This is a genomic window from Pseudomonas syringae group sp. 243L2 (assembly GCF_032587875.1).
Taxonomy (GTDB): domain Bacteria; phylum Pseudomonadota; class Gammaproteobacteria; order Pseudomonadales; family Pseudomonadaceae; genus Aquipseudomonas; species Aquipseudomonas amygdali.
Genome location: NZ_JAWHPL010000001.1, coordinates 1 through 16275, shown reverse-complemented (window position 1 = coordinate 16275; position 16275 = coordinate 1). Strand labels below are relative to the sequence as shown.

The 16275-nt window shown below is 48.3% G+C and carries 13 protein-coding genes and 1 pseudogene; 3 read left to right on the top strand and 11 right to left on the bottom strand.

Features of this window, described 5'->3' with window-relative positions; translation table 11 throughout:
- Positions 1 to 30: 30 nt before the first annotated feature.
- From RYB66_RS00070 to RYB66_RS00050, 5 genes and pseudogenes are all read right to left on the bottom strand, one after another.
- Positions 31 to 396 (bottom strand): hypothetical protein, encoded by a 366-nt coding sequence (locus RYB66_RS00070; protein WP_316893524.1) that lies wholly within the window; start codon positions 394 to 396, stop codon positions 31 to 33.
- A complete protein-coding gene (locus tag RYB66_RS00065) occupies positions 396 to 2288 on the bottom strand; it encodes a hypothetical protein (protein WP_316893523.1) in 1893 nt (630 codons plus the stop codon). The genes RYB66_RS00070 and RYB66_RS00065 overlap by 1 nt, the downstream gene beginning before the upstream one ends.
- Positions 2269 to 3612, bottom strand: a complete 1344-nt coding sequence (locus tag RYB66_RS00060) for a site-specific integrase (RefSeq protein ID WP_316893522.1) — start codon at positions 3610 to 3612, stop codon at positions 2269 to 2271. The genes RYB66_RS00065 and RYB66_RS00060 overlap by 20 nt, the downstream gene beginning before the upstream one ends.
- A gap of 982 nt (positions 3613 to 4594) precedes the next feature.
- A pseudogene (locus RYB66_RS00055) lies at positions 4595 to 4908 on the bottom strand (IS66 family transposase); the annotation flags it as partial.
- A gap of 181 nt (positions 4909 to 5089) precedes the next feature.
- The gene (locus RYB66_RS00050) at positions 5090 to 6433 is read right to left on the bottom strand and encodes a hypothetical protein (RefSeq protein WP_316893521.1); all 1344 of its coding nucleotides are present in this window, start codon (positions 6431 to 6433) and stop codon (positions 5090 to 5092) included.
- 266 nt (positions 6434 to 6699) lie between these two features.
- Here RYB66_RS00050 and RYB66_RS00045 point away from each other — a divergent pair, with 266 nt between their 5' ends.
- The gene (locus RYB66_RS00045) at positions 6700 to 7389 is read left to right on the top strand and encodes a DUF5677 domain-containing protein (protein ID WP_316893520.1); all 690 of its coding nucleotides are present in this window, start codon (positions 6700 to 6702) and stop codon (positions 7387 to 7389) included.
- Positions 7390 to 7490: 101 nt separating this feature from the next.
- Positions 7491 to 7730, top strand: a complete 240-nt coding sequence (locus tag RYB66_RS00040) for a DUF2188 domain-containing protein (RefSeq protein WP_316893519.1) — start codon at positions 7491 to 7493, stop codon at positions 7728 to 7730.
- A gap of 1109 nt (positions 7731 to 8839) precedes the next feature.
- Here RYB66_RS00040 and RYB66_RS00035 read toward each other — a convergent pair.
- On the bottom strand, positions 8840 to 9406 hold the full coding sequence (locus tag RYB66_RS00035) for a hypothetical protein (RefSeq protein WP_316893518.1): 567 nt from the start codon (positions 9404 to 9406) through the stop codon (positions 8840 to 8842).
- A gap of 191 nt (positions 9407 to 9597) precedes the next feature.
- Here RYB66_RS00035 and RYB66_RS00030 point away from each other — a divergent pair, with 191 nt between their 5' ends.
- On the top strand, positions 9598 to 9900 hold the full coding sequence (locus RYB66_RS00030; RefSeq protein ID WP_316893517.1) for a helix-turn-helix transcriptional regulator: 303 nt from the start codon (positions 9598 to 9600) through the stop codon (positions 9898 to 9900).
- 9 nt (positions 9901 to 9909) lie between these two features.
- Here RYB66_RS00030 and RYB66_RS00025 read toward each other — a convergent pair whose 3' ends face one another.
- The 5 genes from RYB66_RS00025 to RYB66_RS00005 form a co-directional block, all read right to left on the bottom strand.
- Positions 9910 to 10035 carry a hypothetical protein gene (locus tag RYB66_RS00025; RefSeq protein ID WP_316893516.1) on the bottom strand — a complete coding sequence of 42 codons (126 nt, stop codon included), beginning with the start codon at positions 10033 to 10035 and terminating at the stop codon, positions 9910 to 9912.
- 389 nt (positions 10036 to 10424) lie between these two features.
- Complete coding sequence (locus RYB66_RS00020; protein WP_316893515.1) at positions 10425 to 12536, bottom strand: hypothetical protein; 2112 nt, start codon at positions 12534 to 12536, stop codon at positions 10425 to 10427.
- 161 nt (positions 12537 to 12697) lie between these two features.
- Positions 12698 to 14605, bottom strand: a complete 1908-nt coding sequence (locus RYB66_RS00015; RefSeq protein ID WP_316893514.1) for an AAA family ATPase — start codon at positions 14603 to 14605, stop codon at positions 12698 to 12700.
- Positions 14592 to 15095, bottom strand: a complete 504-nt coding sequence (locus RYB66_RS00010; protein ID WP_251699128.1) for an ABC-three component system middle component 5 — start codon at positions 15093 to 15095, stop codon at positions 14592 to 14594. The genes RYB66_RS00015 and RYB66_RS00010 overlap by 14 nt, the downstream gene beginning before the upstream one ends.
- Entirely contained in the window at positions 15070 to 15654 is a 585-nt protein-coding gene (locus tag RYB66_RS00005; RefSeq protein WP_251699130.1) for an ABC-three component system protein, read from the bottom strand. The genes RYB66_RS00010 and RYB66_RS00005 overlap by 26 nt, the downstream gene beginning before the upstream one ends.
- Between the last annotated feature and the right edge of the window lie 621 nt (positions 15655 to 16275).

Sequence of the window (16275 nt, the reverse complement as noted above, 5' to 3'; positions counted from 1 at the left end):
CGGCGACTGGTGTCCGGAGATTTTGCCAAATTAGGAAGTCTTTTTCAGAGTTTCCCTAACGGCTCCAGTCTTGATATTTGGTGAAAACATGGATGCAATAAAAACTGTTTTTACAAAGATGTTATTTTTAAAAGCATGTTGATGCCATAACCGTGGTACATCGAAGTAAAACTCTGTGTTGTCTGTGGCCGAGTGTGCATAGTTAGGAAAATGCCAGTAATTCTGTACAAAATTACTTATTACGTTTCCTTCTTTATCCCGAGAAACTACTAGGTCTGGCCCTATGCGGTCAAATGACATTCCACGGTAAGCATCAGTTTGAAATTGATTTTCTCGGACGCGGCGTACATGTGTGGAATTTGGTGGCGTTTTTTTTTGAGTATTTTTCGATTTCATCAGGCTATTCCGAGGTTAATCATGCGTGAATATTGGCGCTCCCAGTACTCTGTAAGCTGGAAGTTTTCAGTGATCTCAAGCGACACTCTAGCGATTAATTCTACGGACGTGGGACGTTCAGATTTAAGAGCATTCAGGAGCAAATCAATATGGTCAACTGCGGGCTGGTGGACTGCTAGAAAGTGTTCTGCATTACTACATTTAGTTATGCGCTGTTTAATAACAAATCGCATGCTTAGCAATTTCCGAATGTCTTCTTCATTCGGATGTAATCTGAAGTGCTGACAATAAATGCAACCTTCGAGTTTTTTGCAGTCCGGCTCATATCCTTTAGGAACCGCTATTTCTTCCTCTGGGTGACCAGGTTTGTCGCAGGCCCCGGCTGGCATGTCCTCACCCTTGTAATCATCGAGCAATTGCATAAGACGATTGAGCATTGGGACTATTTCGCCAACGGCAGTCGCTTCATCTGCAACGCTATAATGCTTTCGCGTGATGGCTGGTGTGTTGCCCATAGCTTGAGCGGTTTGCTCAGTTGATTTCCCTTTTTGTAACCAATAATGTGCTCTGTACGCCCTGAGTTCTTGCACGCCCAAACCATTAAAATCTTTGTCGTAATAATGTGTGAGTCGCTGGTTAAAGTTAAAAAGCTCGTTCGCTCGCAATTGCGTGATTATCATCTCTCCGTGAACTTTCATTCCTATGAATAGAAATTCTGAATCGTCCGCACCGCAGATGAACGCACGCAACCTGACGAATTGCAGAAATTTTTTTAAAAAAGTTGACTGGATTTCTACTTCTACAACTCGGTCGTGTCCACGAAACTTTATAGTTTTAAAACCAATATTTTTGCTTGAACCAACCTCATAATTCTCGTCCCAAGGGATTGCTCTGACTGGAGCGTCATTAAGCCCTGTATTTGCAAAAAACATTGCCAGAAAGGCATCGTGAGCAATTTTCGCCAAGCGCATTCTTTTCAAATGTCTTGGGTCGGCATTAGCTTCCCCTAGTAATTCTTCCTGCTCCCGATGACCATGAGCAACAAAGCATGATGGTCGGATAGAATAATTACAGGCTTCTTCAAGAGCACGTAGTCGGCCGAGTTCATAATCCCAATAGATGTATTCTTTTGATTTTATCGAAGTTTCTAATATAGACGTAGTTGCAAAGGGCAGCTCGCCAATCATCAGCCAAGGCTGTTCGATTCCCAGCTCTAGCCGTGCTGGAAAAGATTTAAATTCGAGCAAAAAATCAGTGATACCGTTGAACAGGTAATCACAGACACTGATGTAGGCGCCCAGCTCTTTCTCTGTAGGTGGCTTTGTGGGATTTCCCGTTGGCTTAGAATTTGAGATTAGAGGAACATCACTGCGGAAGTTAAAATTATCATTTGGGAAAAATAGGGTGGCCGAGTCGAACGCCCCCGCCTGGTTCCGATTCCCTGTGAAAGGAAGTATAGTGCCAAGATCAATTTTCTCCATCAGCATTGCGGTGTATTTTTGATATGCTTTGTGATAGTTTTCAGGGGTGGCAAGAAAATGTTCGAAACCATTTTGATCATTCCAATCTGCGAACTTTGCGAAATTTATAGTATTCGCGTAACAAGTCATTCCTCTTGAATTTATGTAGAATTCAGACACTATTGCGATAATCCAATCTTGAATTTTTTGAGGACGATATGAGATCAAGGACTCAGCATCGACTGGGCGTGACTGTTTCCTAACAGCAGAGAATCGCGACACGTAACACATAGAACCAATATCGTACCTGCGGTTGTGCTCAAATCGTATAGCTAAATCTTCCAGCGGAACCGAGCGTATCGCTTGAGATATGGAGCTGAGTTCATATTGACGTATGTCAATTTCATGCGTATTACGTTTTACGAGAGCCATGGCTTAGCCTTTCGATGTTTATGAGTGACCTTATGTGCTCCTCATATTCCGATTGAGCGGCGGCTGACTGCTCCTTTGTAGGCTTAAAGTCCGCATATCGTTTTGATGTCGCGACGTTAGCGTGATTTAGCCTATTTTTGAGAGTGTCCAAAGCCGCAAGTTCGCTCACATCATTTTTTTTCAAGCCTTCTAATAGATTCATTCCAAAGGTGGCTCTCAAGTCGTGAAAACGATATTTGAAAAACTTTCCTGTTTTTTTCAGAATTTTATTTAGTGTTTCTTGCTGGAATTTTCTAACTGCCGATCCCGATTCGACGCTGTTGAAGATTGCTTGATCTTTTTTTCCAATGTAGTAGGGCCTTCCTGTTTCGGTGAGAAAAACATACTGATCTTCGCTAGTACCGATAATGGATTTAGCGGCTCGCTTCTTATACCGTTCAGATTCGAGATACCTTGCGATCAGGAAGTGTACCCATTCAGGCAGGACTATCCATTCCTTCTTGTTGCGCTTCGTATCGATCATTGTGTCGCCACCGGCATCAAAACCAACCTGCACTAGGCGATCTTCAGCATCTTTATTGATACAGTTATGTCGCATAGTGAAAATGGTTTGCATGCGAGGCCCACCGGTTAAAGCTACTATGTGGGATAGCAGCATCTCCACGTTATTTGATGTATCAAGAGCCTCAAGCAGTGCTTCTTGATTCTCTTTACCCATGGGACAAAGTTTTCCGCCATCCACGATGTACTTACCATTTGGCATATCGTGGTTTTCTTTTACTGTTTTGAAAGTTAGATCTGTGCCCAAAACCTCTTTGTACTGTGTAAAACCATACTTATCTTGGATCGGTATTCTTTTCTTAATCGTTTTCCACATTTCCTGTTCAGGTTTGAATCCTCGATCTGCTTCTGCTCGATAAAAACCGACCATTCTATTGATTTTTCGGTTTTCAGTATTTACGCGATTAGCATTCTCCATTACTCTTTTTTTCAAAATGCTTTTATATAAATAGGTAGGCCTACTAGCTTTAGGCCCACTGAAGTCCCACATATCTTTCCCGGAGTACCACATGGCATTAGCGAAATTACACAAATCGCCTGCCATTCCGGAGATTGTCGGATGATCTGCCCCCTCGAGAGCACACCGGAGTAAATAGAGGCTTCCTTCTTTCCATATGCTACCGTCTGGTCTCAGGATTACATGATGGCGAATTAGGTCTGTTTCGGCTGGCACAAAGGGTTCTATAGCGTAACTGATGCTGTTAGCTAACTTCGCCCCATAACCGCTGCCCCACGTAGCATTCATCTTGTCTTCAGCAGCCATGCACTTACGCCAGAGAACCACGTTTTTTAGCAATACTTTTCTGTAACCTCCAGTAATTGGGGCTTCCGTAGGAGACGACATAATGCCTCGAAAACTTTAAGTGGGATTGGGTTTGGGTTTGGGTTTGGGTTTGGGTTTGTGTCTGGCGTACTTTTTATGACTCATGTGTAGGGCAATCCTATCCCCACCAAAGTTAACTTTGCAAGAAAAAAATGCACTGCGACTTAGTTGTCAGCTTAGTTGACGCTTTAAACTTTTATAATTATTAATGCTGCAATGTTAATTGACTGTATGGTATTGAAAAATATATGTTTTTTTATGAAGTGTTGTTTTTGGATAGCCCAAGCTGACTATCCTTCCGAAGCTTCCCCGAGGAGGGTGAGGCTCCCCGGTGCGGCCTAGGCGGTGCTTTGCTCGACATACGTATCAGGGCGGTTTTTTAATTTTCTAGGGTTGTTAGTAAATGTTCGTCGCGGACCTAGGTAGCTAATGCCGCAATCGGAAGTAGGCCCCTCAATATTTTTCATAACCCTAGGGGGCCCGTTGGCGATGCCAGATAACAATAACGCGGAACAATTCACTCAAATTCCTATCGAGCTTTTATCAACTGCTGGGGCTGGCCGATAGTCGCCCTCACCTAGGAAGGAATGAAGTGCTAGCGCCGTGCATCTGATAACTGAGCCGCTGGAGCTTGGAATATTCGGATGCATTTTTCTTTTCATACCAATCAATCATTTCTAATGCCGCAAATGCTCAGATCTTGAAAACGAGGTCCGTCAGCCAACTCATTCGGTGCGATAGATCGAGTCAAAGACTTCATTCGAAAGGTTTGGCGAGGATTCCGAACGTTGCACGGGCGGCCCCAAGGCGGTGAAGTCGGCCGGCTTGTGCAGGACGTTGCGAGCGACTCATCCGTCGATCCACTGGCCCTGCTCGTTAGAGCACGCACATATCATTTTGTCTAATGAGTGGCGGTTCCCGAAACCACAGCTTTGAGCGCCGAAAACAGCGTGGTGCCGTAGGCCCCGACGTAAGCGCCGTGAGTTTTCTGCTTGCCTTGCGCGGGAATCCGAACCGGATTCTCATCGGCGTGGATCACGCCCTGGGCCAACACTTGTTAACGCAGCGCATAGATCAGAGGCAGGATTTGTACGCCGGTCTGTCCGACCCATTGCGCCAGTGTCGAGCGAGCAAAATCGCCAGCCCGGCCCGAGCAAAGATTTTCTCCTGCCGGTACAGCAGTATGAAGCTCACATCCATATTTATCGCCGCAATCAGCAAGCTGCTAGCCGGTATTGGCGGTATCTGTTCATTGGAATTCGGGGACGCTTCCAGCTTCCGGCAGGCACTGGGCGTTGGCGCCTTGGTGGGGGCTGTGATAATAGTAGCTTTTCTATAAAGCGCCCTCTCCTCCCCATACTGACGAAATTGCGGCAAAGCCAGGATCCAAGTGCCAACTATCAGGGCACCATTTTTTTCAACAAGTAGAGAATTCCTCAGCAGGATGCTTAGCATAGATTTCAGCAATCTGCTCCACCGCATCAGAAATTCCCGCACCATTACGGATCAATTCTGCTAAATCGTAAATTGCCGCCGCCCCGCTTCCATTGGCTAGCGCAGAAGTCATCAACTTCTTAACATGAGCGTCGATACTCGCTTCAATTTCTTCGCGATCTAAGGGTTCTTCATCAGAAAGTGCTTTGATGATTACGGAGGCATCAGTCGTTTCATCAATGTCATACAGCTCGTAGAAAAGCTGACCTAACGTTCCTGCCGGTATCGATTTCAAACGATTCCACTCACCTAAATCGGTTTTCTCCTTACGTGCTTTTTCAAATTGAAGCCGCAGCTTTGACGCAATGGTGCCAGCCGACCGCTCTTTGTTGGAGTACTTATGATTCGAGTTAGACGATACTGTCTGCACGACCCGCCACAGCAAGCTCCATACGTCCCTGGTGCTGTAGTACTTCAACGCCGTGTAAATCGCGCTTTTGATTTCTTCCGTCTTGTGTACAGGAAAGACTTGCCTGAATTCCTGCAACTGATTGTTCAGGTAGGCCATACAATCGGCCACGGCGTATTCGTACCAAAGCGCCAACATGCCTTCATTCGTAAATGGTCGTACCACCAACTCATTGAAGGCTTCCTCGCCTCCGCCCAGAAGTTCATCGGGAACTAGCATGAACCGAATTTTATTGGGGTCGTAGTTCAGTCCGTTCGCGTTTGCGAAATAGGCGCTTGTGCCAGCAGCGCGTGGATCGTCCGACAGTACCCCGGACTTCCAAAGACGGTTGATGAACATCTCCGAGTGCGTGGGTGCTAGAGCCTGGCAATCGTTGAAGGTGAATCTGCCACCGAACAAGCGAGGAGCGATGGCGCGCTCAAGTGCCATCATGACGAATGCTAGGTCATTAGGGATGGTCGAGTAGTCAGTCTTTTTTGCTATGACACGCTCGGTATGCTGCGCAACTCGCTCTTGCAAGTCAGCCTCCGCTTTCTGCTCAGCTACTCGCCTAGCCTCGTCCAGTTCGGCCTTGCATACCGCGCAAGGGCGGAGCGGGTGTTGCTTAAATCTCTTCACCTCGGACCTGCTCGTGATAACCAACGCGCTACCGCAGACCGAACAGTTCTGGTTCTCGTCATAAACGGTGCAATGCGCTTTGATATAGGCCGCGAGGGCATGTGGCTTGAGGACTTCGCGAAAAGGCAGCATCGCGCTCACGTTCTCGACAGGCTTACATTCTTCATTCAGTGCCCAGTAGCGCTGGATCAAAGCGATAACTTCAGGATCGGTAGAGTGGATCTCTAATTTGATTGTCATCGTGCGAACGGTCCGAGGAGTAGGTTTCGAAGTGTCTGAAGTTCGATTGCCATCCTACTCAATTTCCGGCCAGTGGCTGCCTAAAATCCACCTGGTGAACGCAAAATCACATCCCAAAATATAGCGCTGCTATGACTGAGTGATCATGCCCCCCATCAAGTCGGAAATCCCTCCCTGCTCGATAACACATGCACTACATTCATCACACTCCACAGGGAGAGCTTTGCTGCCCTGCACCTACATCGATCAGAAGGCGTTGAAACTGTATGAGTAGCTCACCACCGAATATGAATGAACTTTTTGAGTCATTGACGCTACAAGCTGGGGTGCTTATCCAGGCATCACAGATTGAGGGCGGAGCCTCACTGGATAAACGCGATGAATTTACCCGGCAACAGTTGAGGCGTGCATCTGTGTTGGTAAAAGGCGCTGTGGCTTTGGGTACAATTGAAAATTCTGTGTGCTTGGGAATTCTGAGCCGAAGCTTGCTTGAACAATTAATCACAACCTTGTGGGGTATCAGGTCCGTCGAGAATACGGAATCCCAGATGGACGCAGGCCCTGCCGAGTTGGCGAAAGCCCTCAAAATGAACCTGAAATCAGGCACCGCCAGGATGTTTGATCGCACCACTGGGGAAGACGTGACCGCCAATTATCTGGAAAGCGAGCAAGCAAAGCAGCCTCGTCGACGCAAAAACATAGAAGATCAAGCGAGGGAAGCCGAGGTGCAGGACCTGTATACCGTTTTCTATCGACTGTTATCACTTGAAACGCATGGCCACAGTGAGCCTCCAACTGAACAAGCAGAGATCAGTGCCTTGTGCATCACTCATCTTCAAGGCATCGGAGCCATTAGCCGAGGTATCGGCCAAGCATGCGTTTGGTGGCTGATGCACAGGACTTGGCCAGACAACGAGTCGTTGCGTGACGTGCTGGGTCTGAATACTAAACCTTAAAATCCGCACACTGCCAGACTACAGCCTTGCGGTGAGCATGCTGGCTGGCAAAAGGCCCTATGCTTGTCTATATATGGAGACCCAATCACAGGAGTTTCATCATGAGTAAACCTCAGGACCGCACCATTTCCCAGCGCCCAGATGGGAAGTGGGAGAACAAGCGCAACGATTCTGAGCGAGCCTCAAGCGTACATGACACACAGGCCGAGGCTCAGCAGGCCGCACGAGAAATGCTGAAAAACCAGGGTGGTGGTGAAATGACTACCAAAGGGCGCGAAGGGCAATTCAGAACGAAGGACACTGTCAAGCCGGGCAATGATCCCCGTGACATCAAAGGCTGAGATAGGGCTATTCCCAAAGCGGCTTCTCTGCGCTCCGCGTGCGGGGCGCTATCCTTCGTTATGTCATGCAAGCCAGAACTCAAACCCATGGGATCAACTGGATGCCATCAGTCGAGGGTTCAATATATCTCCCTGGCAGGTCGTGAATCTGTGCGCAGCGCCATTGCCGATGCGCTCGGCGTCACGCAGCATCGTGGCGATCCGATGTTCATACAGCTCACCGACGCGCGACGCTTCTAGCAAGCGCCTTAGGCCCAAACGACCCGATGGAATGAATTTCACGAAGCGAGTCAAATGCCCCTGACTGCTTCTCCGCTAGTGGTCGTGCTTAAATTCAGGACATTTGAAAATCCGATTTTTTCAACAGAATCGGTCGATAGACGTCTGTCAGTACACTTGGGCGCCCCGATCTAGCCAACTCTCGAATAGCAAAGTGCGAATTTTGCACATTTCTAATTGAGCCATCCTCCAGATCGGTGGATGGTGACACTCGACTTGACCAGTTTTCGATTTGGAGCCCTCTAACATGCCTGAGCCAAGCATGACGTAACGCAATTTTTTGCTCGTAACACAACTACGTTACGTAAAAAAAATGCGTTACGGTCAGTAGATGTCGTTTTAACTATTTAAGCACACGCTTAGCAAACGGGGCCGGTTACAAGACGCTAGTCGGCCTCTCCGAAAGGTCGCGTGGTTTGCGCATGAGGTTGACAACGCACCCGCTGCCAACCGTCGATGTACAACAGTCTGCCGTTCGCTCCACAAATTTCACACGTACGAGCCGCGTGCTGCTCCGCAAACATGATCCATTCGTTAGCACGAGTGTCACGGCCAGCTACCAAGATTCGCAGCGTTCCTGTCTTCTCCACCGCACCCACTAGATGGGTCGGGGCATTTTCAGTACGTTCGTTTGCGTGAGACAGGAGCGTACAGAGCGTCTCTACGATTGCGAGCCACCCCTCGCCACAGTCAAACCTGAAATGCATCGAAGCATGGAACGCAGCAGGATATCGGCTCCTAAGATCTAATTCGAAATCAGCCTGTTTGACCATTTGAGAACCTTTTTAGCCTGAGTGGATACAGAAGCATGCGATGGGCTGGCAGCCTGATCAGCGGCGGAGCTTGAAAGTGCTCACTCCATTCTGCTCCAGCGTCTCAATTGTCTTATTAACAAAAACTTCCATCTGATCCATGTATTTTGTATTTTCCTTCGGCCCGAGTATTTCCCGCTTACGCACGTGCGCGTCGTGCGACTCGGGCTCACTACTGTGTCGCTTCCTAGGCTTTTTAGCCATGCTGGGAACCTTTTCCGGAGACAATGCCATGTGCCAGATTGGTGAGCCTGGGACGTGCTGATCGAGCCGGAGGTGAGCTTTATAGATATCTGCAAAATAAGTCCAACCTAAGGGCGCAAAGGAAAGGATTCCGTAGTCGCTCCCATTTCGCGTGGTGACCCAAACGCTTTCGCCACGGGAATGAATCTCGCAAATGTCCGACGTCTCGATCCTGTGCCCGTCCGCAAAGTTTCCAAATCCATCTGCACATACATGGCCCCAGACCTCACCTGTCAACATGGCGGGGGGTTCCACCTTCGCATGCGTAATGAAACCGGTGAATATGACCCCGATGGCATCTGCTTTCAGCTTTAATATTGCAGCTTGAGTTCTGTCATTCATTCCATCGCACTCTTAAAAAATGAGTGGGAGCGTGCCCCCCAAAAAAACAGGTATACCAAGCGGCAGGGCGCAACCAAAGCCCGAAACCCGGTGGCAGCCACCAAATAAGATATATCTAATGTTCGCCTATCGTTGATTCCAAAAATAGCTCATTCCTGCGTCCAATGCCAGCTTTGCCCGGGCGATGATTAATGGATTTAAACGAAGCTGTCGGCTTAGCCGTGCAGGCATTACGTCGTCACAAAGGACTCACGCAAAAAGACTTCTTAGGCACAGTATCTATTCAATATTTAAGTGACTTAGAACGTGGCAAGCGAACGCCCTCGCTTGCAGTTTTAGCGCGAATCTGTGAGCGACTGGAGGTGCATGAGGCTTTGCCCCTGATTTTGGCAAAGCATTTCATGCAGCCCTCCGACCCTCTTCCACACACGATTAGAGATATTGAGCGGCAGCTCTATATGGCAGGATTTATTGACAATCCATTAAGCTGGTGAGGCTCCGACCTATCCTGCTGCCCCGAAGCTAGGGATGTCCTTGAGTATCATGATGAATGGCTCATCGCTTTCGCCCCGTTCAGAGGCCATGCGATCGGTATAGCCTGTTGCGCCGTAGATCAGAAGAGTGCTCATTGGACGTGCTGCCATTTTTTGTAAACGAATTCCAGGCTGTACCCATCCGAGTCTAACAAGATCCATAAACGTACAATCCTGCCATCGCTGACTTCTGTCACGTCAACACCACTCACGACGCCCAGCCCGTTGGCTGGGCCTTCGCGCCATTTCAAATATCCTAATCCGTGATGCCCAAGTGCAACGCCTTCAACCACGAAAGAAAAATCGGGCCGAATTGTTTGATAAGTGCGCCAGAAACGCCTGAGATAGCGGGCTGGCCAGCAACAACCCAAGCGATTACGATGCCTGTTTAAAGACGCTCTAAAAGCGGCGTCTGTTGTGGCCCAACCCGACCGAAGCCCCCTCTAATCGTTGGCTCAACGTTGGAAAGACGACTGCCGGGAAGATCAATCCGTTTGGCGACGCACTTCAATCTCGACAATCTGGCGGGGCGTTCGGCCAAGCCGTACATTGCCGTTAGCTATGGCAATGACGTCCTCACCTTCGTCACCAGCCCAAAGGCCGACCAGGTAATGAAGGAAAAAATCTGCATACGAACAGCTAGCATCCCTCACAGGAACTGCCATAACGGAGGCTTTGCTAGTGTGCATCTGGGTCAAATTCCTGACGAGACGGGCCGGTGTAACCCAGAGTGTCGGCCGTGGCGAGGCTGGCGTCGCAAACAGGTAGTAAGAGTGCTCTGACTGAGTAAGTAAGTCCTGGCATTGTTGCAGGTCAATGCCTATCGTCTTACTAAAGCCCCTCCCTGATGAAGTGCCGGTGCGTTTTTTTACCTGCACAAGGGTGGCGCGCTGGATCACTGTTCTGCCCTCGTCCACGACCCGTGTCAAGAACAACACATCCGCCCCGAGAGGAGCCCCTGCATGCGTGCTTGCACCTTCCTCTCGCTTGCCGGGTTGCCGATATTTCACGGACAAGCTCGGATACTTAACCCGTGTGGTGGCTGACAGTTGGCGTAACTGGTGGGTCGCATTGCCAATTGCAAACTTTGTCAGATCCAAGAGGTGTTTAGTATGGACCTCCTCGTCCTCTCCCCAAGTCTCCGGATAGTCACGACAAAATTCTTCCTCAATCTGGCTGACCGCCTTATGGATAAAGCGCTCCACAGTCGGGTCGCCTAGCCAGGTCTGGGCACCGACGCTGGGCAGCGCCAAGCCATCCTCGCGCTGGACTGCCAAACCCTCGAGATCGAGAGCGCCCTCCCTAGACCGCACCAGCCCCTTGGCCCTAAGTTGCACCTGCCTCGGGCCACTGGTTGCAAGCTGAACCGCAAAGGCCAGGTTTTTTCTCTCCCCCAGCAATCGCAGAAGTACGGGCTCGACTTCTGCGAAGGCTATCTGCGTGAGCCAAAGACACACAAATGCCAAAAGCCCCTGGGCCAGCTCAGGATCTCCACTCACCTGGTCGAATAGATCTTGACGCCATGCCTCACGGGCCGCAGGGCCTAAATCGTTCCACAATGCATCTCGGCCCCATATCTCAGATGGTAACTCTCTAAGGCTTGCAACAATAGCTTGCTGGTCGGCCCTCAGTGGCTCCTCGAACTGGTGCCAGATCGCCGCCAGCGCGAGGTCTGAGGGCATGGAGCCAGCTAATAATTTGGCAAGCGTTGTGAAGGCTTTAGCAACGCACTCTTTGAACCCGTCATTCTTATCTGGATTCGGAAGCCCGTGCCAGCGCTGGAATAGGCTCCGAGCATCGTCTGACCTGATCTGGCGACAATATTGGACAAGCCGAGGGAATACAGAAGGCCTAGCTCGCTCCAGAACCTGCTCGCATGCCCACCGTGACGACTGAACAGTCGGCGAATTTTCAAACAACAAATAGATCAGACCGTCCACGTTATGGCCAGGATAGCCCGAAGCAGAACCGAAATAGGCCTCTAGGTAATCGCGTACCTGCTGCCAGTTTTTCTCGACCAAGTTCTCAAAGGCCCAGTTATTCTGCCCCTTACTTGGGGCGACTATCTGAACGCCATCAATCCAATCATCCCCAATGCTGCTCACCACCAGCGCCTGCATAATTTCCTGATTATTTAAAAAACGACTCCGTGTATTCGATCTGGTATCGAGCAACCATTTGACCCATGTCTTACGAGGCTTGATTTCCGAGACGATGGTCTCGCGTAGCGCCCGTGAGTCAACTTCAAGCACGTCCTCCCTGAAGGCCTCTACGGCGGAGCTATATGCCTCTTGTTGCAGTACAGACGATGACCCTTCAATGCCGGTTGATCCCTGCCCCAGAATCAGGAAGGTCAAGGCAATGGGGCCATCTTGCGCAGCGAGCTTAAAGTCGAATACGAATTGCTCGCGCTCCGTGTACCCCCAAAAGCGCTGGACGCTGAGTTTGTCGGCAGACAGATGGGTGTAGTCCAAGCGAAGGATGCACGCTTGAACATCAAAATAGCGCTTTATATGTTCGACCAGAGGCGGAGCCCAATCGACCAAGTGTATGCTGGCAACTGCTAGTTCTTCATCAAAGCTGATACTTACGTCCAAGTCGTTATTCCTTTCCATGCCTAGTACGCGGAATTTTGAAACCATAGATGAATTTAAGAGTTGGTTTTCAGGTTATATTAACAATGCCAATAAAATGCTCCAGCACTAAATCAACGTTAAGCACCATATCAAATAGCGACAAGCCTCTGAAAGCGGTATCGCTATCGTACATCTAGAGAGCGAGAATCCGGAGTAAACGGGCGAGAAACAACCATATCGGTTTTTTCAATATCGGCCTGAATTTCAGACGTCGCGAATACAACCTGATAATCAAACTTATAAGCACCGCACTCTTTGACAATTATTTTTTGTAAATTATGACTACGGTTTTGCTCCATACCGCCATCATCAATACCATCCAACATCAAAAAGCGTGGAACTCGCATATAATCTAGCTCCATACTTGTGGACAACAATGCCAAATGAAAAATATGCCGAAGAACTACCGTTGAGCTTTCTGAAAAGTTTCTTGAGCCATTTACATATACCGAATTCTCTTCAAAATCGTACTTCACCACTTGAGCATCAACGAACTCAGGCTGTAGAGGGAGATCTTCCTTGAGCAGCCTGATCATGTTCTTTTCGAGCACCCTTGCGACGTCGATCTTTCGAGACTGCTGGCCGGCTTCAAGTGACTCTATTGTACTTTCTAGTTCAGTGAGTTCTCTAGCTAAATCATCACGTTGCTTTTGCAGCTCCTGGATAACAGAAAAAAGCTTCTGCTTCTCATATGCTTGTTGAATTTCCTGATCAAGCACGCCCAAACGTCGACCAGTGCTTTCAAGAACTGTTTCTATATCTGAAGACCAGTTTGAGGACGCGGACTTATATTCCTTTTCTAACTTCTTAACCTCTTGAGTAGCTGAAGGTAAGTCCTTACTCAAATTCAGCGCCTCTTCCTCTTTAAGTGCCAACAACAGCTTAGACTCTTTAAGTTGAATACTCAGCTCATTCCGCATTCGAAGCAACTGACCGTCAGCGCCACTTTCAATAGGCGACTTGCATAACTGACAAGAATGCTCTATCGATTCAGTCTTTAATTCGGAAAGGCAACCTGGACAAAACTGGAACGACATATCCCCAAGGTAATCACGAGTTGCTTTAGACTCATCAAGACTTTGAAGCCTATAAGTCAGTTCCTCTATGAAGAGCTTGGAGTCGGAAATATCTAAATTGATCGCAGCAATAGAATCCTTCAACACTGATTCGTATCTTTTGGCGGAGCTAAGGCGCCCCCTTAGATTATCAGCTTTCTTGCCAGCCTCATTTGACTCCTTCCGTGATAATGTCCTGCTGACCTTTAACTGATCAATATAATCAGTCAACTGGGTTCTTTGCTGCTCCAACTCTTGGATAATATTTCGAGATGCTTCAATATCAGGCGTCTGACCAGACTGGCCTAACACTCTAAATATTCCTCTCAACTCGGAAATTTTCTTATCTAATGCCTTGTTAAGCTCTCTGACACGCAGCTGAGCAGTATAAAGTTGATCGTCATATACTCCAGAAAGATAGCCACCGATCGTTTCTCTAGTAAGAGCGCTATCGAAATTATCCATTCGGAAAATTGGACTATGGACAGATGGTTGATCCGCGTAAAGCACACGGAGCAGCTGATGCATAGTTAAGTTTGCTGCTCCTTGTCCTTGGGCTTGTGGCAAATCCAACGCACCAAAGATAGCCTGAGAGAAGCTTATTTTTTGTTCAGAGCGTTTGAAGGGGAATCTGTCCCACTGACTCGGACCCGCTGACAGGGCACCCTCCATTCTCCCCCAGAATATAGATAATGGACGCTGAGCATCTTGGCTGATTTCCCTGAGAAATGTTGCAGGTTCGCCATTTAATTCGACCTCCACCATTACATTCGAGCATTTCAACGCATGCGGTTTCCAACGAATATTCTCAGCACCTAGCGAATATGCGAGCATATCCATGACGGTCGTTTTCCCAGAGGTATTACGCCCTCGTAGAACGTTAACTCCCATATGAAATGCACAGTCAAATGCTCGATGCCCGCCTTGGAGAACAACAAGCCGTGCTACTTTAAGAGTTGGCTTAAGGAGTGTCATATCTATACTCTAACAGCGCTGTCCGATGTTTCAAACCATCGAGCCCACGCAAAGGAATTTGCGCGAGATCATTTGAAAGAAATTTTAAAACCTCTGCTTGTGCAGCCAAATAACTAGAAAGGTTTTCGCCTAAACTTTCAGGAATCGCGACCGAGTCAATCCGCTTAACAACACCTTGCTCAAAACCATTCAAATCAATCAATCCTAGTGCGGCAATATTCCTCAGAGCCGCCAATTGAATTTGACTCATATCTCTGAAAGCCGCCTTGGGATTCAGTGGATCCCGGTACGTATTAGATAAACTTTTCGCCAAACGCCTTCCGTGCGCAAGCGTAGACGGGAGCCTTATATCGCTTATCGCAGAGGGGAATGCCAAATAAAAATCTAAAAGACGAGCCTTATCCACCTCAAGATCCGGGATTAAGCCCATCAATGCCATCATCCGAAACACACAGTGATACGCATCAAACGCCGGATGATAGATCAGCATTTTTATCCCACCGTATATGGCAATTCCCTGCCAAAAAGAAAAGCAAACCAAGCAGATCTTTTACCGTAAACTCCATAAAGTTTTCGCCCAACATTGACTTAACGGCTTGCAGCGCTCTACTGATGCTAGAATCAATCGATAATCTGTCGCCTCCACCTTCAATAACAGGAGTAACAGTCAGCATATATATAGTATGTAATTCATCAAGAAGAATAGTGTATACGCGCTGGGCGCTTCGTGACGACTGGTATTTCATCACCAATTTGTAAGCGCGCTCCTTTTCCCCCATCGCAAAATGCAGCATATCCAGCCGGCCACTATCACGCAACTTTTCTTCAAGCCCACGGACATCGCCATCTGTCGGCATAGACATATAATGCTGTAGTTTTTGGGAGAACGTGTTGCCTGACAACTCGCCAACCCCATCGAGTTTGAGCTTGGCGTAAAGAATCGCCAGCTCCTGTATCGACTCCGGCGTTATTATATTAACGTCGGTATTATATATACTACCCCCGGCAATATCTCGGCCAGAGGTATTATTTGATTGGTTGATAGACAAGAGCCAACTACACTCTTTTATTTTTGTTAACTATGTCACCACCAGCCATGTCCCTGCCAGCGCTGTTACCTTTCTGAGAGGTAAATGTACTTCTCGATTTACGAGAAGTGCGGTTGCTTATAGCTAATTTCAGTGTCCAGCCAGCGCCCAAACCTGCGACAAATGTCAAAATATGCGAGAGATATTCCATTACCAACCTACGTCAAATGAGATAGCCGATGATCCTATGCCCTACGGGCTTGTGCCGGAGAGTAGCTGATGGCCATCAGGGCGTCTACACCACTAAGGTCTTACCCAGGTGAGATGCATACGAAAGCGCGTCTATACACGGCGGTTACGGTCAGTTCTTTCGCTCATCGTCTGCCCGTCTTGCCTAAAGGACGCGGCAAAGCGTGGATTGCTTGAACTCTTACCAGGAGGACTGAGAGCCATACTCCTGATTGTGGCCTTTGTAGCACGGCCTGCGGTCACGAGCACTCAAATACATTACGTGAGGCACTGCCATGTCCTTTAGTGGCTCAAGGCAAATGCCTACCTGACCTTTTTTCAATGCCCGATGCGTGGGTGCTAAGGAAACTCTGAAAAAGACTTCCTAATTTGGCAAAATCTCCGGACACCAGT